This is a genomic window from Aeoliella sp. (genome assembly GCF_965227375.1).
Classification (GTDB): Bacteria; Planctomycetota; Planctomycetia; order Pirellulales; family Lacipirellulaceae; genus Aeoliella.
Map to the genome: position 1 here is coordinate 117,495 of NZ_CBDDFX010000001.1, position 20,903 is coordinate 138,397.

18 protein-coding genes are annotated in these 20,903 nt (G+C 54.0%); 11 read left to right on the forward strand and 7 right to left on the reverse strand.

All coding sequences use genetic code 11. The features are described 5' to 3' along the window. Nucleotides 1-129: 129 nt before the first annotated feature. Nucleotides 130-1,824: a hypothetical protein gene (locus ACQK2L_RS00615; protein ID WP_425394995.1), complete on the reverse strand. Its 1,695-nt coding sequence runs from the start codon at nt 1,822-1,824 to the stop codon at nt 130-132. A gap of 35 nt (nt 1,825-1,859) precedes the next feature. Here ACQK2L_RS00615 and ACQK2L_RS00620 point away from each other — a divergent pair, with 35 nt between their 5' ends. The 10 genes from ACQK2L_RS00620 to ACQK2L_RS00665 all read left to right on the forward strand — a co-directional run bounded on the left by ACQK2L_RS00620 (nt 1,860) and on the right by ACQK2L_RS00665 (nt 9,146). After that, a complete protein-coding gene (locus ACQK2L_RS00620) occupies nt 1,860-2,570 on the forward strand; it encodes an HNH endonuclease (RefSeq protein WP_425394996.1) in 711 nt (236 codons plus the stop codon). 710 nt (nt 2,571-3,280) lie between these two features. After that, nucleotides 3,281-4,063 (forward strand): hypothetical protein, encoded by a 783-nt coding sequence (locus ACQK2L_RS00625; RefSeq protein WP_425394997.1) that lies wholly within the window; start codon nt 3,281-3,283, stop codon nt 4,061-4,063. Between the two features lie 67 nt (nt 4,064-4,130). After that, on the forward strand, nt 4,131-4,811 hold the full coding sequence (locus ACQK2L_RS00630; protein ID WP_425394998.1) for a hypothetical protein: 681 nt from the start codon (nt 4,131-4,133) through the stop codon (nt 4,809-4,811). Then, on the forward strand, nt 4,783-6,111 hold the full coding sequence (locus ACQK2L_RS00635) for an AAA family ATPase (protein ID WP_425394999.1): 1,329 nt from the start codon (nt 4,783-4,785) through the stop codon (nt 6,109-6,111). Before ACQK2L_RS00630 ends, ACQK2L_RS00635 begins: the two co-directional genes overlap by 29 nt. Next, nucleotides 6,108-6,317, forward strand: coding sequence for a hypothetical protein (locus ACQK2L_RS00640; protein WP_425395000.1), 210 nt, complete (start codon nt 6,108-6,110; stop codon nt 6,315-6,317). The genes ACQK2L_RS00635 and ACQK2L_RS00640 overlap by 4 nt, the downstream gene beginning before the upstream one ends. Before the next feature lie 76 nt (nt 6,318-6,393). Beyond that, a complete protein-coding gene (locus ACQK2L_RS00645; RefSeq protein ID WP_425395001.1) occupies nt 6,394-6,657 on the forward strand; it encodes a hypothetical protein in 264 nt (87 codons plus the stop codon). Beyond that, nucleotides 6,641-7,123, forward strand: a complete 483-nt coding sequence (locus ACQK2L_RS00650) for a hypothetical protein (protein WP_425395002.1) — start codon at nt 6,641-6,643, stop codon at nt 7,121-7,123. Before ACQK2L_RS00645 ends, ACQK2L_RS00650 begins: the two co-directional genes overlap by 17 nt. After that, nucleotides 7,107-7,841, forward strand: a complete 735-nt coding sequence (locus ACQK2L_RS00655) for an AP2 domain-containing protein (RefSeq protein ID WP_425395003.1) — start codon at nt 7,107-7,109, stop codon at nt 7,839-7,841. Before ACQK2L_RS00650 ends, ACQK2L_RS00655 begins: the two co-directional genes overlap by 17 nt. Before the next feature lie 293 nt (nt 7,842-8,134). Then, nucleotides 8,135-8,257 (forward strand): hypothetical protein, encoded by a 123-nt coding sequence (locus tag ACQK2L_RS00660; RefSeq protein ID WP_425395004.1) that lies wholly within the window; start codon nt 8,135-8,137, stop codon nt 8,255-8,257. After that, the gene (locus ACQK2L_RS00665) at nt 8,250-9,146 is read left to right on the forward strand and encodes a hypothetical protein (RefSeq protein WP_425395005.1); all 897 of its coding nucleotides are present in this window, start codon (nt 8,250-8,252) and stop codon (nt 9,144-9,146) included. The genes ACQK2L_RS00660 and ACQK2L_RS00665 overlap by 8 nt, the downstream gene beginning before the upstream one ends. A 420-nt stretch (nt 9,147-9,566) precedes the next feature. Here the strand turns inward: ACQK2L_RS00665 and ACQK2L_RS00670 are convergent, their stop codons facing one another. The 3 genes from ACQK2L_RS00670 to ACQK2L_RS00680 all read right to left on the reverse strand — a co-directional run bounded on the left by ACQK2L_RS00670 (nt 9,567) and on the right by ACQK2L_RS00680 (nt 17,022). Then, a complete protein-coding gene (locus ACQK2L_RS00670; RefSeq protein ID WP_425395006.1) occupies nt 9,567-9,944 on the reverse strand; it encodes a hypothetical protein in 378 nt (125 codons plus the stop codon). A 13-nt stretch (nt 9,945-9,957) separates the two neighbouring features. Continuing rightward, on the reverse strand, nt 9,958-15,540 hold the full coding sequence (locus ACQK2L_RS00675) for an RHS repeat-associated core domain-containing protein (RefSeq protein WP_425395007.1): 5,583 nt from the start codon (nt 15,538-15,540) through the stop codon (nt 9,958-9,960). A gap of 303 nt (nt 15,541-15,843) precedes the next feature. Beyond that, on the reverse strand, nt 15,844-17,022 hold the full coding sequence (locus ACQK2L_RS00680; RefSeq protein ID WP_425395008.1) for a hypothetical protein: 1,179 nt from the start codon (nt 17,020-17,022) through the stop codon (nt 15,844-15,846). 470 nt (nt 17,023-17,492) lie between these two features. Here ACQK2L_RS00680 and ACQK2L_RS00685 point away from each other — a divergent pair, with 470 nt between their 5' ends. Continuing rightward, nucleotides 17,493-18,116: a hypothetical protein gene (locus ACQK2L_RS00685; RefSeq protein ID WP_425395009.1), complete on the forward strand. Its 624-nt coding sequence runs from the start codon at nt 17,493-17,495 to the stop codon at nt 18,114-18,116. Nucleotides 18,117-18,384: 268 nt separating this feature from the next. Here the strand turns inward: ACQK2L_RS00685 and ACQK2L_RS00690 are convergent, their stop codons facing one another. The 3 genes from ACQK2L_RS00690 to ACQK2L_RS00700 all read right to left on the reverse strand — a co-directional run bounded on the left by ACQK2L_RS00690 (nt 18,385) and on the right by ACQK2L_RS00700 (nt 20,890). Continuing rightward, nucleotides 18,385-19,071: a cytidylyltransferase domain-containing protein gene (locus ACQK2L_RS00690; protein ID WP_425395010.1), complete on the reverse strand. Its 687-nt coding sequence runs from the start codon at nt 19,069-19,071 to the stop codon at nt 18,385-18,387. Nucleotides 19,072-19,104: 33 nt separating this feature from the next. Continuing rightward, nucleotides 19,105-20,061 (reverse strand): glycosyltransferase, encoded by a 957-nt coding sequence (locus tag ACQK2L_RS00695; RefSeq protein WP_425395011.1) that lies wholly within the window; start codon nt 20,059-20,061, stop codon nt 19,105-19,107. 157 nt (nt 20,062-20,218) lie between these two features. After that, entirely contained in the window at nt 20,219-20,890 is a 672-nt protein-coding gene (locus ACQK2L_RS00700) for a hypothetical protein (RefSeq protein ID WP_425395012.1), read from the reverse strand. Between the last annotated feature and the right edge of the window lie 13 nt (nt 20,891-20,903).

Genomic DNA, 20,903 nt, shown 5'->3' on the forward strand with positions numbered 1-20,903 from the left:
CTTGATCGTTTTCAGGCGTGCTGGTGCCGCTCACGAATAGAAGCCTTGGCAGCGTAACGATTTACATCGTTTTTGGTGGGGCATCGACACCCCATCGAAAGGGCATCGGAAGGGCATCGTTTTAGATGCTCAGGTGATCGTTTTACGTTTCCGCAACTTGGCGGCGTCCACCAGCCCCAGCAGAAACGGCTGGCCGTCTTGCCCTTCGCCCTGATATAGGAGTTCGTATTCTTTCTGGTTTCGCTTCGCCTTGTGTTTGATGACGTATTCGAGTTCCACCAGCCGCTGCAAGTGGCGGCGTAACTGAAAGTCTCCCCAGCCGAACCGCTCCCGCAGTTCACGCTGAGTGAAACGAACCTCGGAGCGTTTGGACTTGGGGAGGTATTCATCGAGTAGTAGTAAGAGTTGCCGAGTCTGCGGCATGAGTGAATCGAGGCTCTTACCAAGTGCCTCACTGGCCAGCCGGTTCGCAACTTCTACATCCTCTTTGGTGGCAATTACACACGAATCACGTTGCTCCCTCTGGTACTGGTGTAGCAGTGTCAATGAAGCGATGAGCGACAGATACTTGACGTGGTCCCGACGCATCCGGGTCTGGTCGTTGCGGAAGGTGAGTTTGTCGGTCCAGGGAATCACTACCTTCAAGGGTTGCAGGAGTCGCTGGGCGTTTTGGTGTAGTTGATAAATGGCGTCAACGTCAGCATGGCCATTCAAGGTATACGCCATGCGTTGGCGTTCGTGAATGGCCGCTGTCTGCTCGGGTGTCTCATTGACTCGGAGAGTAATACAGCGGTTCTGGAGTTCGGGGTCGGGGTTCTCAGCGGTGGTTGTCAAAAACATCATCACCGGCCCTTCGACTTGGTAGTGCTGGGTTTGCTGTCGTCCGGTGTCGCTGTCCTTTTCGGTGCTCGCCAACGTCAACTTGCCCTCGCTCTGTAGTAGCTTGAGTGCGTAGCTTGCCTGCGCTACGCCTTCCTCTTCCGCGATGGCCAATACCTTGTGTTTGAGGTTCGTCTGGCCCATGTAGTAGAGCGATTGGCCGGTCATCGCTGAGTATTTAACTTGTTCCTCGGGTGGCACGAATGCCAACGCTGCATCCATGAGTGTAGTCTTACCAGCCGCCGATGAAGATTGAATCAGTACAGCGAGCGGCTGAGTAAGCCTGCGAGAGACACACGCCAAGTAGCACAGCAGTTTGTTGGTTTCTTCGCCGACCAGTCCGCAACTGTCGTAGTCAGTGAGTATGCGGTCCAGGAGGTTGGGGTCTTCCAGCAGTTTCATAGCTGCCGTGCGTTCATCGGCGGTCAGTTCGATGGGCTGTTCCTCTTCTTTGCGGTCAAGCTGTAACTCTTCTAATTTGCGGAGCAGCCGGGCTATGTCTCGTTTGATAACGAGTTCATCGACGTACAGTTCTTCGCTGGCTCGCTTGATGAACTGCTGGCGGTGCCGGTCGCTGTAGAGGTCGAATGAATTGATGTGCATGGCGTCCAGTCGATCCACCTTCAAGTTGACATGCAGTCTGGCAAGACTCAGATTCTTTTCGAGTCCGCGTACTCGGTAACGGCGGTCGTCTTGATGGACGATGATTTCGTTATCAGTGATTTCGATTTCCATGGTTTTAGTATTCGCGCAGGCGGTAACGCGGTTGGGTTCTTGGGGGAGCATGCAGCGAGAGAGTGCTGCGAGTGTGAATGATTCCAGTAGAACCACAACTGGCCAGAGATGCCAGTAGTTAAAAGACACGATTTGTAAAAATCTACGGCGTGCGGCTTTTCGAGATTGCGTTGAATTTTCTCCGCGAATGGAACAGTAATTGCGCATCAATAAGATATTTCAAAACCACCAGGAGACTTAGAAACATGAGTAGCAAGTATCGAGGCGTTCGCAGGATGGGCGGCAAGTGGCAAGTCCAGATTATGGCCAGTGGTAGAAGTCACCACTTGGGTATGTTTGTCGATGAGGTAGAGGCAGCCCGTGCCTATGATGCGGCGGCGGTTGAACTTCAAGAGCGGCCACGATTGAACTTTCCACCTGAGCCAGAAGACCGAACACGCATACCATTGGGCAACGGCAAGTATGCGATCATCGATGAGGATATGTGCGAGTACCTGAGTCAATGGCCGTGGTCTTGCAAAGGCGGATACGCTTTACGCAAAGAGCGTGGACATACTGTTTTGATGCATCGCGAGGTTGTCGGTAATGTCCCGAGTGAATTGTGTGTGGACCATATTTCAGGAGATGGATTAGACAACCGCAAGTGCAATCTTCGTGTTGTTACTCACGCTCAGAATATGAGCAATCGCACTCGCCGTACTGACAACAAAAGCGGTCTAAAATGCGTCTGGTGGCGCAGCGACAAGAGGAAATGGCAACCGCAAATCGTAGCCAACGGCAAGAAACACTTCCTCGGATACTTCGACAATCCCATAGCTGCCGCGTTGGCGTATGACCGGGCCGCTGCGGAATTACATGGCGATTTTGCGAAACCAAACTTTGATCGTGAGGAAACGCCCGAGGGTGTCGTATTACGACCGAACGCCGCTGATATATTCCGCTACCTGACCCGGTAAGTGAACATCCGTATACAACTGGGTTGCGGGGTTCCGATTCTGGCGAGGGTTCCGGTTGTATAACTCGTGAGGATTATTCCGGGCCGTAGGGCTCCCAGAGGCCCCCAGAGGGCCTCAAATGCCCCGCAGCATCGCCCCTAAGCCCTTTGCCTGCAACGCGTTAGCGCGGGCCTCAGGGCCTCACAGCCTCCCGGCCCAACTAGTGTACAAACTAGTGGCAATGGGCGGACCGGGGGCGGTCCGTCCAAGCAGTTGGGCGGACGGGCGGACCAGGGCGGACCGCAGGGGGTCCGTCCATTTACCCCTATTTTTGCAGGGTGTTTTTAGTTGGACGGACCAGGGCGGACCGCGAAGGTTTGGACGGACGGACGGACCCCCCCTAAGGGGGTCCGTGGTCCGTCCATTCGCCTATCCGTGGTGTGGTGAAGTCGCCACGCGATGTACAGAAAAATTATCATTTTTCCGCCCGAATTCGACTAATCCCCTGTACTAGTACATATAGAGGGAAGTGGCACGACATTAGCTCTATCTCCCTCCGACCCGCCATGCGGTTGGGCTGTACGCGAACGGAAACGGCAGCCTGTAATTAGCTCCACGAGAGGCAAGCCACTGTTGGCACCCCATCGCATCACACAACCGGGAAGGTTGGTGGTGAAGTCCCGATTCGATGGTTCCCCTGGAACCCCTATGTCGAATCAAGGGCTGCTACGATGGAAATCTCTATTGCCGAGCACACCAGCCGTCTCGGGCTGGACGATGCTTTCTCCGATCAACTCGCCATGCTGTTGGCGAATTGCAATGATCCTCTTGCCGCACTCCAGCGGTGCAGGTGGACAATCCCACCTCAGGAAGAATTAGCGGCGATGGACCCTGAGGTCTGCGCCGTGGTGCTAGTGCCATTGGTCAGCACCGTTATTTCTAAGCTCCCATTCGATCTCACCCGTGGCAAGCACGCGGAGCTAGTCTCCGAAGGATGCTTGGCTTTAAGTCAAGTTGCCGCTTCGCTCGAACGAGGTTATGAGGTTCACAACATCAAGAATTGGGCTTGGAAGGCTGTCTACCGCCGCATCTCCACGCGGCTCGATAGCTTGAAGACTCAGCAGGTTATCTGGAACAAAAGAACTGGAGAGCCACTCAACGGTCACTACATGGTCGAGTCGGATGGTATCTACCACCCTGTACCATTTACCGATTGGGATGGTATCTACCCGGCTCTGCGGTCGCTCTACGACTGCTGCCAAGATGACTTGGACCGAGCCCTCATCAAGCTGCGTTGGGCCGATGGCCGCTGCATCACCAATGGCTACCTCATGCCCCTCGGCGAAATTGCCGAGCGACTCAGCATCGACGAACCGGAAGTGGTCGAGCGACTCCATTGCCTTCGTAATCGCTGGCGGTGCTACATCAACCGCACTCAGCGTTTCACCAAGCACCTACCAGCGAAGCGTTCGCCAACCTCGGAAAGCGAGCACCGCGACTTCATCACCAGCTAATCCAGTGTCGCCGGTCAGCCGCGCGGCACGATTGCAGCCCGTGTCGTGCGGCCCCGGCCTTTGAGCCATGAATAACAAACAAGCTATCGAACACTTCGCCCAGAGTATCGCAGAGCAGCACCCACAGTGCGAGCCGTGGCTGGGCGACTACACAACCGATTTTGAAACACAAATCCTCATCGACAAGGCGGGCCTCGACCCCTGCTATGCAACCCGCGAAGCCTTCCAGCGGGACAAGCCCTCCTATTGGGTTGACACCTTTGGTTACGAGCACCGCGATATTCGCATCCCCCAAGGCTCATTCACCAACAGCCCCAGTTGGCGTATTGGAGCGTTGGAGGTGCGAGCCCCAATTACTGACCGCTTTGAACTCTTCGGTACGTCGGGCTGGAATTGGCAAGCCAAACAGAGCCACTGGGTTGGTTTTGACTTCGACAACATTGCCAACCACAGCGAAGGGCTGGCACCGGAGCAACTAGACGAAGTGTTGCACCGGGCTCTTGAACTGCCCTACGTGGTCGCCCGCACCAGTAAGAGCGGTAGGGGCATCCACTTACTAGTTTACTTGAACCCCAAACCCACCACACGCAACCACCACGAACACTCAGACCTTGCAAAACACGTTCTCGGCCAGATGTCGCGTGATACTGGCTTCGATTTTCACGGCCCGGCTGACTGCTGCGGGCTAATTCTATGGCACTGGAAAAAAGGCTTCAATAATGACTGTTTCAAACGTATCAACATTTGACGCAAGCGGCTGGGTGCCCGCGCTGGCACCCGCCAGCAACACACCCCAGGCCACGCAAGACGTGGACCTACTCAAACTCACGGGAGCCCTCAAGCGGATCAGCTCTAATGACTACCAAACCTGGATCAAGGTTGGCTTGGCACTCAAGCACCAGTCCGCCGACCTCTACTCCGTCTGGGAATGGTGGTCGAAGCTAAGCCACAAGGCCGAAGGCTGCGACCTGCGGGCCGAGTGGGAGCGGCTGTCGCCCAATGGCCGCGTGACGCTAGGCACGATCTACCACCTGGGACAGCCAGACGACTGCCCAACATTTGAGACCTACACTCTCGACCGCTTACTCAGTGAAGATTTTCGCGTCGATTACTTGATTGACGGAATCTTGGTTGCCGGTCAGCCGTGTCTGTGTGTCGGTCCGCAGAAATCGCTCAAGACCACCATGCTACTCTACATGGCATTGTGTCTGTCGATGGGCAAGCCATTCCTTGGACACCGCTGCGACAAGCGGCGAATCCTGTTCATGTCCGGCGAATCCGGCATGGCGACGTTGCAGGAAACAGCGGCACGAATGCTAGCGACCATTGGCGAGCACGATAACGACTACTTCTATCTGTCGCCGAACCTGCCCCGTTTCGACAAGCCATTGGATGAGCTAGCCAACCTGCTGACCGAACACGCAATTGAAGTCTTGTTCATCGACCCCGCCTACCTCTGTTTGGCGGGTGGCGAAGCGGGCAACATGTTCGTGATGGGGCAGCAACTCAAGGCTGTAGCAGACCTCTGCACCGGGCTCGGAATTACGCTCGTGCTCGCGCACCACTGCACCAAGTCTGCCGGTAAAGAGAACAAGCCGCTGGAGTTGTCGGACATGGCGTGGGCCGGGTTCGGCGAGTTCGCCCGCCAATGGTTGATGCTGTCCCGTCGCTCGCAGTACGTCGATGGCACTGGCGAGCACGAGTTGTACTTGCGTGCTGGTGGCTCGGCTGGTCACTCGCACTTGTTCAACGTCGATGTACGCGAAGGCGTCTATCCTGATCGATTCTGGCAAGTCGAAGCCAAGTCTGCATGCGAAGTTGCTCAGCGGCAAGCTACCTGCCAGTTCAATGAAGATTGCGAGCGAGTGTTAGCCGCACTCCGCGAGGCAGGCGAGCCGCTCTGCAAGACACCGATTCGCGATGCCAGCGGAATCAAAGACCGTCGATTCCGTGAAGTATTCGACCAAATGTTAGCGAATGGCCAGCTTGTTACCGTCGGTACATGGCGAGGCAAGAACACCTTTTATATCCCCGAGGAAAACCAATGAATATTGATTTGATCCATAAGATTCTGTCCACCTCCCGCGTCCAGTACGATGCGGCGGGGGACTCATTCGAGTTCGATTTCGGCGCTAGCGTGCGTGCCCGTCAGTGCGACACACTCGCAGATTTTCAGCAAGTGCTACGCGACTTGGTCGCCAACCCTGCGTTCACCGCTGGGCACTTGGCCGAACTGCTTAGACATCTTCAATAACCCCAGACGGTCTGGGGCTCAGACAGACAGACAGCAGACAGACACCCGTTCTACTTTTTCACCACGGGAGTTTGTCATGCAAACACAAATCGAGCGACTCATTGAATTCTGGCCTTTTGATGGCCCGGTTTCCATGTTCCAAGTCGCCACTTACATCATCAAGCACCGCAACCGAATTGAAAACATCGGTGCAGGTCTCATCGACTTCGGTTGCCCCAAGCACCTGACCATCTATCAGCACGTTACACATTTGCTGATGGAGTCCAAGCGGTACCAGTTCGACGGCTACACAATTCGGCGAACGTCCGAAGGCAATTGGCAACGTGAACGAGCATATTGAACGAGCTAGGCGACAGTTGTTGTCACTTAATCCAGAGCGACTGACCACTACCGCCTATGAGCTTTGCTCAAAGTACGGCATTACTCCCGCCGAGCTCATCGACTATTTGCTATCGCAGGATGTGGATATTTCCGATGCGTGTCGCATGGTGCTTGGGCCTCATCCGCACGAAAAGCATGATGATTGGCGCGAAGCTGCAAGGGAATTGCGGCAGCGTGGGTGGACGTTTGAGGAAATCGCCAGCTACATCCAGGGATGGTACGACAGCCAAAATTCTTCTACCGTGCAAAGGCTCTTGAACCCCGAGCAACGCGAGAAGCAACGCGGCTACGATCACGCGTTTAAGGAAAGGAACCGTGAGAAAATAGCACGCAAAGAACGTGAGCGATACCGCCGCAACAGAGCAAAGATTTTAGCCAGACGCAAAGAGCTAAGAGAAAGGCGCCGCAATGAAGGCAACAAGTAAATACCGTGGTGTTCAGCTATACCACTGCAAGTGGAAAGCGACTATAGGCCATCAAGGCAACAAAATATACCTCGGCAGTTTTGAATCTGAAAAAGATGCAGCCCGTGCGTATGACATGGCAGCTATAGAGCTGCATGAACGCCCCCGGCTTAATTTTCCACCTGAACCTACGGACAAGACTCGCATACCATTAACGCAAGGCAAGTTCGCTCTGGTAGATGAAAGAGACTATGCGAGACTGTCGGCTATGGGTGCGTGGTGCTATCTGGATGCTGGTTATGCCGTGCGTGGAGAAACACACCCCAACGGCACTTACCGAATGTCCTATATGCATAGAGTGATTCTTGATGCACCTGAGGGTATGGAGGTCGACCATATCAATTCTGACAAGCTTGACAATCGGCGCAGCAATTTGCGGCTGGCGACTAGAGCCCAGAATCAAGCTAACTTTGGTCCAATCTCAAGCAGTCGGAGTGGCATCAAAGGCGTCAGTTGGAGCCGCGTAATGCAGAAATGGCACGCCCGAATCAGAGCCGAAGGCCGTTACATTCACCTTGGCTATTTCGACCATCCCGCCGAAGCAGCCGCCGCATATGACCAAGCAGCGATTAAGTATCACGGCGAATTCGCTTGGCTCAACAATATCGACCCTCACGAATTCGACATTGAGAAGTATATGCGGCTGGTATACGCCACCGCGAATAAGACAAGCCGCTAGTGCCTGAACTACGTGCGTCCATGGGCGCGTGGTGATTGAAGCGGTTTGGGCTGTCGACAGCAGGCCACAAGGCCCGTAGTAGTAGGATCGTTTCTGAACCTGCGGGCTGAGTGGTTCACAATTCAATGTCACCAGTGTTTTCTACCTTTCCCACTGGTGGCAGCCGCACGGAGGCGGCACCTAAAAAGCTGGGGTTGGTATACCCAGAGCCAGCGGAATAACGCACTTCTTTTCTATTGGCGTAGGTCGTGGTGCGGAACCTCGCGGCTGGCATTTTTTAATCTGGAGGAATTATGACTTACGAAGAAAAACTTGATGCCGCGTATGCGGAAAAAGACTTTCGGAAACGTGAGATTCTAATCGCAGAAATCGAGCGTGAACACAAACAACTCTTGGAGGAACAAAAAGATGAGTAGTACTTACATTGGCGAAAGTGATTTCCATTTTACTACGGTGGATGGCAAGCAATTCCCACACGATGGCACACGCGACAGCAAAGAAGCCGCATACGCGCGTGCCGAGTCGCATGATATCCATCGCCGGGCAGCGATTGAAAAGAAGCTAGGCCGCAGTCTCACCGAAGATGAATATTTCGCCGGACAGATCAAGCACCTGGAGGATCGCGATTGGATGACTCAAGAGCGAGACAAGCAATTCCAGCCAGTCCGTAAAGAACCTGGACGCTACGACAAGATGAAAGCTGACATTCTAAAGCGAATCGAAGAACGCGACGTGGCTAAGATGGACAACCTAGAACGTCAGCTTTGGGATATTGAGCAAATGGAACAGCGTGACGTGGAGCAAATCGCCGAACAAAACTCGAAAGCTGCCCACCTCAAAAACCCAAGGGTAAAGGCCGCACTCAAAGAGTTAAACGGTTTGCTCGATTCTATGAAGTGGGACGAATCGCGTCCGGCAAGTGAAGTGGTCCGCGTGCAAAATGCAATCATCCAGTGGGAATGCCATGACGGGGACACCGCCGTCGCTGAAACGATGCTCCGCGGTGTACTCGACCACGAAGACCAACGCAACGCGGCATTGGACGCGGCGAAACGCGAGCAGATTGCCCAGATTGAATCTACATTGGCCAGTGCTAGCGCACCGGCGAAGGTCGAAATCAATCGCCAGCAATCCTTGAAGGATCAAGGGCATGATTTGTACGAAGCTCTGTCCGACGCTGGCTTGGGCTTCAAACACCTGGACCGCGTGTTCAATGCCAACCAAGCGTTAGAAGCTGGCGACAGCAGCCAGCTAGAGGCGATGCTAGATGCCTACGCGGTTGGTGACAATCAAACCCTAGAGTAATCCTCCGAGCTACGCCCCATTGGGGAAAGGTCAGTTCCTCGGGGCGTGGTTTTATCCAACGGCGAGAGTGTGAATCGACGCTCCGGCCTGCACCCGCCACCCCGCAGCCTCTGGGCACAACAGGGGCTGCGGGCTTTTTGTCCCCCCCCTGGAGATCAAATGCAACAGCTTATTGAGAAAGCCCTAGCTCTATTGGAGCAAGGCAGACATTCCGAAGCCCGCGAAGTTATTAAACAGGCAGTAGAAGCAAGGTAGCCGGTCCCGCAGCCGGTTCCTTATTGAGAGAGCCCCAGGCCGCGTCTAATCGCGTGGCCTGGGGTGTTTCGTTCAGCGGTTCTTCGCTTCTGTGGAGTCTTGTGACTTCTGGTTTTGCAGCGGTTTATGGTTCGGATGAGTTCTTGGCGGTATGGCCATCGCAGATTATTCTCGCATGAGGATCGCAATATTCTCCGGATCAATAACTCTATGATCCAATTCATAGTTGTTCACTCTAATGTGAAGTACTGCCACCGACTCCCACCAATTCTCGCCCAGACTGTCCACAGCTTTCCCTTGGGCGTCGTAAGGTCGAAAACTCAATTTGTATGGAACGAATCCGTAAATTGGACGGGATTTGCGTTCAAGTTTCTCAAAGGCAACCTGTTCTTCTATCGATGTTCTTGCACCCTGCAAGTCATTGAAGAGCCCGTTGATAGATGCACGACGAATACCATACAAGTAGCATGCAATCAGAAATAGTGTTATTGCACCTGCAATTACTATTGCTGTCCGCCGTCCGCTTCTCTTCCCGGCCTTCATCGCAGTGATGCCCTCATTTGCGGCTTTTAGGTTTGTATTTGCAGTCGTGGTAATACTTGTTTAGATAGTCTGCCCACTTCTGATAGTAGAACGCACGCAATCCATCACCGGCCCCCATTAAGTCGATGGTTCCATCCACACTGTTTCCACAGTCATCCTCGCCAACGTGCGTGTACTCGTTTGCACCTTCTGACAACTCTGAACTCCACAGCCCCTCTCCCGGGTGGTCTAGTCCAAGAAAATGACCAAACTCATGTGCTGCCGGATTTTGATCATGTCCGGGGGCTGCGCCCGGCTTGGTGGTGGGGTTCACATCATCCTCGTCCAAGTACCCCCATGATCCCCAGTTAGACGACTGGACGAAATCACCATCAGGATTCGCCCACACACCAATAGACCAATCTTCAGAAATACTGGATGTACCCTGAGGAACGAAACTGAGCACGACATGAGGCGTGAATCCCTTCTGGAAGCAGGGGCAGCCAGTCGTGTATGTGCCCCTCCATACGTTTGACATTAGAGGATGAATTCCAATGCCCTTGGGGTTATCAAAAACTCCCTCAATGGACTCTCTAAGTTTCTTCAAGAACTCTTCTTGCCGCTGCTGTGTCCATGAGTTGCCACCGTAGTCCTTGAACTTCACCTGCACCTTAACGTGCATTGTAATGGTACATGCCTGTTCGTTTACTGTCCAAGTGATCCGTCCGGTCGGATCAACATACCTCGTCGGCATCCCACCAACGTATTCATATAGATTCCACTTACTACCAAAATACCCAATCGGGTCCCGATTAATCCACCGCCCAAGCTGGGCGTGGTAATACCGGTATCTCGAATACTGTAGCCCCGTCTCGGGATCGAGTCTCCTTCCGGTATAGAGAAACTCGTTACTAATGAACCCGGTAGATTTAACGGTGAAGTCATCGTTTAAGTACTCCACAACCCCGTAAGGTGTATAGGCGTAGCGTTCTTGTACCTCTCCTGTATTATCGAGCGCCGCGACGACGTTGAAGTTTGCATCCTGGCAGTAGTAGTATCGATCGCTGACATCGTCCGAGAGCACCAAGTCGTCGATGTACTGGATACCCCAAACGTACTGTTTGCTGGCCGTGGTGGAGCTACCCGTGCGTTCTTCGACACATTGCCACTGGTTGTTGTAGTAGAAGTGCGTCAGGGTCGTGCTGTCGTCTCGGGTAGTTCGACGATTGAGCCCGTCGTAAGAATATGTGGCCACGACAGTCGAGTCCTCCTTGACCTCCACCAACCGATTCCAGGCGTCGTACTTAGCACTATAGGAATCATCCAAGTCCTTCGGCTGCGGAAAACTAATAGCATTGCCGTTGGAGTCGTATCCCGGAGTTGGCCACGGGTCGCCCACAGTTTCGGTGATGTTTGTGATCTCGTTTGCCGTGTTGTGCGTGCGAGTTTGAATTAGAGGCTCGCTGTAGTACTGTTGGAACTGCTCCCAATTGCCAGTCTGGTCAAGTGTAAAATACTGGAAGAGGCTGGGCGAGGAACCGCTGTCGTAGTTCGCACGATTCATAAACTGGAGCCGGTTCAGTAGATCGTAGCCGCAGTACTCATCGTACGGCTTCGGCGTCGAAAGATTCTCCGCAACCCTGTCGTATCGATACCTCCGATTGCTAGCCAAGTCATAGGTATACTCCAGGTTTACCAAGTCCGTAGAATTCTGCTTCCATAGCGAGTTGACAATTCGTCCGAAACGGTCGAGACCGTGATAAGTATCGTCCCCGCCGCTATCGAGTGTGTTTGTAACCGCCGGCGTAATTGACAAAGTCTCCGGATATGTCTGAACCGCCACCCGGCTCATCCCCAAGAACTGGTAGTTGACCACCTCCGTGGAGTTCCAAGTCAGTTTCTCCACACGACTTAGTTGCGCTGCGGTTCCTGTGCCGTAGCCGTAGACTAGCACCTTATCATCGGGGTAGGTGACGCTTTTCAGCCGATCCGAGTTGTTCGTTCCCTCCGAGTAGATGTACTCGACCGTCGGTGGTGTACCAGAGGCCCCATGCAATTGATGCTCCACGTTGACTCGACTGAAGTCGTCGTATTCGTACTGCACCAAGCTCGTCTGCGTGCCCCCGCTGGTTGCACTCAAGCTGATGACCTTCTCCAACCGCAATTGGTCGTCGTATTCTCGCAGGATTCGCAGCACCGAGTCATCAACTGTACTACCACCCGGGAGAGTGACGTCGTCCGTCACCAATCGACCCAACAGATCGTACGTGTAGTCGTGAACTGTATCGTTTTGGTCGGTCATCTGTATCGTCTGACCCTGGCGATTGTACTGGTACGAAACCGTCCGGTCGGAGCCAGTACCGACCGGATAAACCACACTTCCCAGCAATAGGCTGGAAGCGATTTGTGAACCTCCCGGTACTGTCACCCCGTAATTATAGGTAGTTACCTGAGGGCCCGTCGAGCTATTTGCCGCCGTGACTGTGGCTACCCGACCATCGGGAGTATAGGCAGTGACTACCTCCTCGGTGGGATTAGAGCCGTAGTTCTTTATTACGTTGGTCACCCGCCCAACATCGTCGTAAGTAGTCCGCGTCGTCTGCGTAGTTGTGACCCCCGTGCTCTCGTTCTCGATAAATGGGACGATCTGGTCTTCGCTTTCGCCTGCTGCGTTATATACCGTCTGGCTTACAAGGACAGCAACTTCTCCCACAGCCGGGTACATCGTTGAGTCGGCCGCTGTGGGCGTAGCCTCCGGGCGGTCGAACCACTCCTCATCGTCCCCCTGGTTGCCGTACTCGGCCGAGGCCACCTGCCGGCCGATCTCGTCGAAGTAGTATGCTGTAAACGAGGGACGAGCGTTGTCGCCCGCCACGAGTTCCCCATTGCCGCTGGCATTGCGGTAGCGGGCCAGCGACTCCGTCTGCAAAACGATCGACGCTTCATCGTACTCGGTTTCGACCTGCTCGATAATGATGTCTGTCGACACGCTTTGCGGAGTTTCAGAGCCACTGTTATAGTAGCCGGTGTAGGCAATCTCCGGCCTGTTCAGCCGGTCGTAAGTGGTCTTGGTAAAGCTCTCCCCTCCCACGGGCTGGGACTTGATGACGTTTCCTACAGCGTCGTACCAAGTGTTATCAGTAAGTGCACTCGATGTGGGCACTGGTGGGCTGACGCTGTCGTCTATACCCCACGTCTCCGTGCGGTAAACGCGGCCCCGGTTATCATAGTGGGTAGCGCCTTGCGCGATCAGCGCATCGGGACTTCCTTCACGGTACTGATAGGCTTCCGTAGTTCGGCCAAGGTTGTCCAGCAAAAGGGAGGTGCGGAACGTATCGGTTCCGTCGTCGATCGTGGTCGATATGAGTCGATCCCGCCAGTCGTAGGCGTAGTCGGTATCCCGATCGTTGGCGCTATTGGTATCCACCGGCCGCGTCGCTTGCGTGAGCAGGCCATCGTGGCCATCCTGACCGTTGTCGAATTCATTCAAGACCACTGGTAGCATGTTGTTGGGAGAGGTTCCACCATTGGATGGATCGCTCTGGCTCGCCCCCGTGTCGTTCGTCCCAACGTAGCTGGAGAGCGAGAGTCCGCGAGTATCGTAGACCATGCGGGTGATCGTTCCCCCCGGCGACTTCACATAGTTCTGCCGTCCCATGCTGTCGTAGCCGAAGTTCGTTTGGTCATAGTTCGTACCTGAGCTACCCGAGTCGTTGTCCATAGTAGGAATCAGGTGATACACGCTAGTCGACTGGAGTCGCCCCGTCGGTGTCAACTCGTGGTGTGTCCATCGCGTCCAAGTCAATTGGGCAAAGCTATTCGCTGCGGTGAGTGCGCCCTCGTCATACACACCGCTTCCACGGACCGCCTGGATCTCGTCCGTCACTCGCCCACTGTCGTCCATTTTGGTGATTTGGACCGGATTGATGAGCCAGCTTTGCGAGCCGGTCTCGTAGCCACTGGCCGAATACACTTCATGGGCTGCGTCGCGGTAAACGGTCCAGTTCACACTGCGAACCTGGACTCCGTTGACGTCGTGCGCCGGTCCAATGGTCTTCGTTTGTCGCCCCATGTCATCCGATTCATAGTCGGTCACGATATTGAGGCCCGTCGGATCCTGGACCATTTGCGTCATCGTGCCGGTCACGTCGCTGTAGGTGTAGGTAGTCTCCGTACTACGGGCGTCAACCGATTTGATCAGGCGCCCCTGGATGTCATAGTGCTGCTCTTCGGTATTCCCTTCCAGCCAGGTGCCGCCGTTTTGATCACTGCTACCCACGTCGGGCAAATCAATAGTCACTTTCTTGATTTGCACCGTACTGGTCCAGAGATCGTAGTCGTACTCGGTGGTCACCGGATCGCCACCCCCTGAATCCTCCCGATAGACCGTCGCTTTCCAGATCGGATAAATCGTCGACGTACCCTCCGTATATATTTTGTAGGTGAAGTCTCGAAGCAGAACGGGAGTTGTGGAATTGCCTTCCCTGACTTCCACCTTCCAGAGATAGCTAGCCACCTTGCCGGTAGGTCCATCGGTAGACTGATAGTAAGTCGTCAGCTCCTGCAGGCCGGAGCTAGCGTTCAGTTGGACATTGAGATTGGCTACCGCGTCATTGTACGGTGGGTTTGCGGCCATATTGATGGCAGATGGATTCGCCCTAAGCGTTTGTCGGGCGTAGTTGTCATCGTACTGCGTGTAGTAGATCCACCGGTCGGCGTCCACATCACTACTGGCCTTCAAGTCAACCAGCATGTCCTGTCCCAGGTGGTTGGCGTACACCGTCCGCTTGGAGCCATCCGGCATGGTGGCGACTGTCTTCAAGGCCCAATTGTTGTAGTCGTCCTCGTCGTAAGTACCAGAGTTGGGGGTGTACACGACGGTCATTGCCTGTGTGCCACCATTCACGGCGACGGAGTTCACCCGTCTGGAGCCCGACTCGTAGTCGTACGCGATATCGGCGATCGCCGCGATCTCACCGTCGGAAGCGCTATCGGGGGACGAAAGCGTTGCGTAGGAGGCGGGGCCAACAACGTATTTCAAACCGCCGGGGTAATTCGCCCCGGTACTCGTGTAATAGCGAAAGTACCTAGTGGACACAGAGTCCCAAGCCGTGCCTCCGCCAGGGACAAGAATTGTCAGCGACTTTAAGTCGCCAGCATTGCCTTGGTTCGTAACGGTCGCTGTGTAGTAGCCAAACTCCGCCCGGCGGACTGCCGTGGCATGAGGAGTGGCATCCGTACCACGGTAAAGCGTGATACTTTCCACGTTGCCATCGGTGTTGTAGCTGTAAACCCTTGATTCGACTTGACCATTGACGGAACGGCGTTTCTCCGCAATACGGTTGTTCTCATGAATATAGTTGGTGACCTCCCCACCGGCAGTGGTCATCTTTAACACCAACTCATCAATCGCATCGAACTCCCAGACGGTGCCGTTTGGTTCGGTGACACGCCAAATATTCCCGTCCCGTTCCAGCGTCTCTCTTGCGCCATACTTTGCTGTGTACGTCGATCCACTCTGGCTGAACCATACACTCTTGCCTTTTGCGCCAGGCGACCAGACAAACGCCAACTCCCCATTCGTCGTCGTGGTCATATACGCAAATGCGTCGATCATCCAGTTGTTGCCAGCACGCCCGTAGAAATTTGCGGCCTCCCCTTCATTGTTCCACAGGTTGTACCACACAAGCCGAAAGTTACCGGACTGTGGGGTATTGAGATCGGAAATGCTTACATTCGCCGCCCCTTTTCCCAAATCTACGGGATAACACACCCCGCCACCGCCAGGAGATGCCCCGCATCCTGCTTCGCAAGGGGGGCCATTTGGATCAGGAGTAGGCTTAGGTTGCGTTGACATTATGTGATTCCTTTCCAGGCGAGACGACGTGTGCTGTATGTGGTTTAGGCGACTATGTTGAGATCAAGCAGGAAATTCTTCCAGGTGGATTCCCATCCGAGGGTGGTAGTTGGCCCGCCCATGCCAAGCACTAGCAGGACGGGACTGAAGTTCACACTTCCGTTTGCCGTCCATCCCTACCAAGATCAGGTGGTCGTTTTCGCGCCACCAGAAGTATTCGTTCGGGCCGTAGCCTTCGGTCAGTCGACCCTCGGGACCGAGCCTAATCGTCCATTTGTTGTGACCTGGCCGCCGATAAACAAAACGGCTTCCCGTTAGCCCTTGCATCTCCTCCCGATCCCGAGTGGTTAAATGCCGCATGAGATGTCTTTGAGGTTGCCAATCTCGCCGCAACTCATCAACGTACTGCAGGCATAGATCCTCGTGCTCAAATCCGGGAACCGGGAGATTCTCCCCTAACAGGGACCATTTGCGGTAAAAGCGATGCTGGAATAGCACGTTTCCGTCGAAATCATACTGCTGGAGCGTGAACGGCAGATGTCCCGTCGGAAGAGTGCTCGGCCAACTGATTGGTTGTTTGAGGCGTTGCCACGCGTACCGGAACGTCTCCTTATCCCCGTAGACGTGGCGGTAGTAAAAGTCCGAGTTCTGGTTGTACCAGTCGCACAGACACAGGGCCCGCCACGTCCGCTGCTTGTCGACGACCAACTGCCCGCTCTCCTGGTCGGGGCTATCGTGAAACTCTGCACCAAATATCGCCCATAGCGGACTGTCGGAGCGAGTTTTGAAATCCACCGGGTCTGGCCAGAAAACCGTACCGGTTTCCCGGTATTCCGGCGTCTCGAATAGAAAGCTAGGATCGCGGACCGGTACATTATCGGCATCCAAAAGCAATACTTCCCTGAACCGGCTGTGCTTGATCGCGTAGGGTTTGAGCTCCCAACCGCCTAACCGCGGGTGAGGATACTCGGTCAGGAACTTCTGGGCATTCACGCAAGAAATGTCAAATGGGCGGAGTAGCTCAACCCATTGGGGGTCGTACTCGTCGTCATTCAAGCACCACACTTCAATCGGAAGAATGCAACCTAGTTCCCGCAGCAGACGCACCAGGACGTAGCTGCAAGTGCCGTACTTGATACCCCCACCGCAGATAACTACGCCGCGGCCTTCAAAGCCTTGTGGGTAAGGCCCACAGCTTGCCAGAAACTCATCTGCCAAGCAAGTTGCGTTGTCGCGGTTCATTTCCAACACGCCGCCACCCCGTTCGACAAGCTTTCAATTGAATCGAGAGCAACAATCTAGGGCCCACACCTGATATTGGTCAAGCATCTTACTACAAGAATCCGCAATATTGCCGAAAGTCTGAGTCGTTTACAGGGTTTACATTAGTTCTCGGTCGCAGATCCACGATCGAGAAACACAATTGGGCAATATGGGAAGCAATCGATGTCGAGTAGCCTCCAATGCCAGCATTGGTCCTGCGCCTTTTTCAACAAGCCAGTCTGGATTTCTGACGCGATGAAGGCGATCGTCGGCACTCAACGATTTCGCGGCGCCCACGAACCGGCAAACGAACCGAGAACTTTGCTGAGAAGCTCGGCCAAGCTCACCTTGTGCTTTGGACAATTCGATGCCAAATTCCAGCGTGGGAAGTTCCTCTGTATCGCTTAAGTTGACTTAGCTACAAAATATCCTCAGGATTTACCCGGTAGATGTTTGTTGTCTCGGCAGGACTAATGCGATCCGGGAGCACCTGGCTCTACAATGCCTTGCGGCTCATCCTGAGCAAGGGAACCAACCGGCGTTTAAAGGCCGATTTGTACCATCAACGCAAGTGGAAAAACGTGAAACACGGGCTAGTAAAGGCCCATGAGTTTCACATTCACCTTGCTGACAAGGCCGATTTTGTCTTTACGTCGCATCGAGACATTCGGGATGCTTGCGCTTCCTTGTCGCGATTTCAGCCAAATCGCCATCCGGGAGCAGTGATCGCTAAAATCACCGAGCAATTCCAGCACTATCAGAAATGGGCGCAAATCGCAGACTATGACATGCAATACGAGCACATGCTGGAGGATCCATTACAGGTTTTGGACCAATTGGCAAGTCGCTTGAAGTTGCCTCACGTAGACATCCTCGCAATCTACCAAGAACTCACTGCCATCGCCCCACCGCCTCCTGAAACACGCGCCGAGGATCCTCAAACGCTGCTCTGGCCGAACCACATAACCGATGGCCGGGCTGGCAAGTTCGCAGAAACTCTTGATGATGACTTCGTGCAGATAATCGAACATCGATTCGGTGCATGGCTTCGTGCCAACGGCTACTTGGTTTAGGCCATACCCAGTTGGCCGTATAAGGCAGGTCATCTCTGTGAAATCGCCTCATCTCAGCCGATTCCACGCGAGTATCGCTTGAACAGCAGTTCGACTACTTGGCAACCGCCCCAGAGTCCAAAGTAGTGAAGTACTCGCGCTCTTTGGGATTGCGACTAGAAGCATTTCAGACAATTGCCTCCCCTCATTCCGTATCTCAAGCCTACCGCACTGTGTCCCTACTCGAGAATCCTAGACGATCCTGATTGTCAATATCCACGAAGCCAGTTCAGTGGCGTTGTCGCCGATTTAAAAGCGTGTTCGCTACCTCTACATCAAAAGGTTGGTCGATCTCCCAGCATCTTTCTGTGGGAATTTCGTACAGAGCAATCTTGCCAAAGAAGCGATGCCCGGCTCTACGAAAACCTGCAACATTCATGGCGTACACGGCCCCTGCTTCACGATACTGAGGTTTGATTTGCTGCCGCATGAGCCGTTGCGTGTGATCATGATTGATTCCCATCCCCCCTGATGCGGGATGGCGCTTCCAGAGAAAAGAGTGAAATGGAGCGACCGCCAATGCCGAGTCTGCCTCCTCCACCTGCAGTACATTTATCGTGCCATCGATATCTTCCGGGAGCGTTAGCGGCGCTGTGCATTGGAGAAAGGCGAGCAACGTCGGGTGATAGTCCTCCACGGCACGAAGGTGGGCCAAGGCATGAAGTAGCGCCTCTTCCGAGGCGACCAGGTCGCCACTCAGTTCCGGTGGTCGGATCACCACCTCTGCACCAAGCTGCGCGCTAATATCGGCAATTTGCGGATCGTCGGTCGACACGACAAGGCGATCGATTGACTTGGAGCGAAGTGCCGATTCGATGCACCAACTCAGCAGCGGCTTCCCACCCACTTCTGCGAGGTTCTTCCCAGGGATGCCCTTGGAACCACCACGTGCCGGGATAATACCGACGCAATTCATAGGTTCATCCTGTCTTGACTGGCAAATACAGTTTTATGTGATGTGGTCAAGGAAGATCCTCCACTGCGACTGAGAAACGATGTCGCTGGTCATTGAGCTATCTGTAGCCCAAGGGATGTCATCCACAAGATGCGCCGGCAATCGCAAATTCAACCGGTCCAAGTTGATCAACTCCCCATCAAACCTCTTACCGTGCAACTCGTGCAGCTCTCGCAAGTAATCGATCAGCTTAGGCAGCGAGAATTCTTCGGAAAGCACTCCTCTCATGCGTTGGCTGGACGGTTGCAATTGTCGATGGTTTTCAACCGCTTCAATCACAGCCAAGTGCGCATTGCTGTACCCAGAAAACTGCACGGAATTTGATTTGTTCAAGTGACGGCGCCCTCCTCCCTCGAGCGACCGATTCACGACCACGGGCAGGCCGCATAGTAAGGCCTCGGAAATCATCTTGGGAGTCCCTTCTCTGGAGGAAAACAGAGTTGCTACCTTCGACGACTGGTAAAAGTACACCAGCTGGCGTTGACTCATCCCTAAGTAGCGCAATTCCGAACTCAACCCCAGAAGTGTGAAGCGTTCTCGTTCGGCGGGTGAAAACAACCGATAGTAGGTTCCTGCAAGATCGCGAAAAGCTATCGTGCTGTTCGAATTGGTCCCGTCCGTTCTGCATATTAGTAGAACCTTGTAATCGCGTCCGGCATCATAGATGTTTCTTACGCATTGGAAGAACTCTTCGAGCTTTTTATGCCGGGAATTGCGAGCAATGTAAATCAAATCCCAGTACTTGGGAACTTCTGGGTTGGGAACAAAATAGTCTGGTGTAAAATTGGCGCTCACTAACGGTATCCGATAGGCATGCTGGTTCTGCACCAATCCATCATGTGCGAAATAGAAACTGGCCCATGGTGGAAGTCGGAAGCCTGCTGGCTGTACCCATCCAAAGTGAATTCCCACAAGATATCTCTGCGTGATAGCAGGCGTGATCTTGATCACGCCATGCCTTGCCTCCTTGTGCGTAAACGTGAGGATACCGGGACAACTCTCCGTGGCTAGCTTGAAAATATGTGCCATCGTTATTCGCGGAATCCTGTGAATTGCCTATGGGGGATCGACCAGTTGGATTAAGCTCCTCCAGTGACGCTGGTTAGTCCTACCTTAGAACAAGGTTTCCTACCAGTACGTAGCGTTCGTGACCGGCCGACTGTGGCATTCCGCGGTGCAGCCCTGCTTGGTTCGATATGATTAAGGTACCTCGTTTGCCGAGAACGTGCTGGTGATGGTCGCCGCTAGCACCCGTGTGCGTGCCGCGTAGATACGAATACGGTCCGTCATCCAGACTGAGCACGTCTGTCAGGTAGATAAAGAACTTGTATTTCAGCTTTCGCACCGTGTCGCGGTGATACTCTCTGGTGGATACCACCTCATGATTAATGTACGCGTTCAGATTTGTGCAACAGATCGTTGGATGAAGCCTCCGAACGACACGCAGAACATTTCGTGGTTCTCGTAATTCCCTGCAGAGTGGTGCGATTCGATCGACATTGAACACATCGATCATCCCTGCGTCTTCCCGTTTGTAGCCTCGGACGTTGATGATCGGGAGTTCGTGCTCCACGGCGGCATCATACGCGGCTTCCCCTTCCGTGAACACTTTGTACTTCGGCGTACAACCCGACCTGGACAAGTCAGCATTCCGTAGAAAATCCGCCAGTTGTCCCACGATAGAATCACAGCGATCCCCACAAAGGTACTCTGGCACAGTGACGATGCCGTCGATCTGAAGCTGCGTGGCAAGAGCTGAGATGGATTTAGACCGGCTCATCCTACTTCCTCGA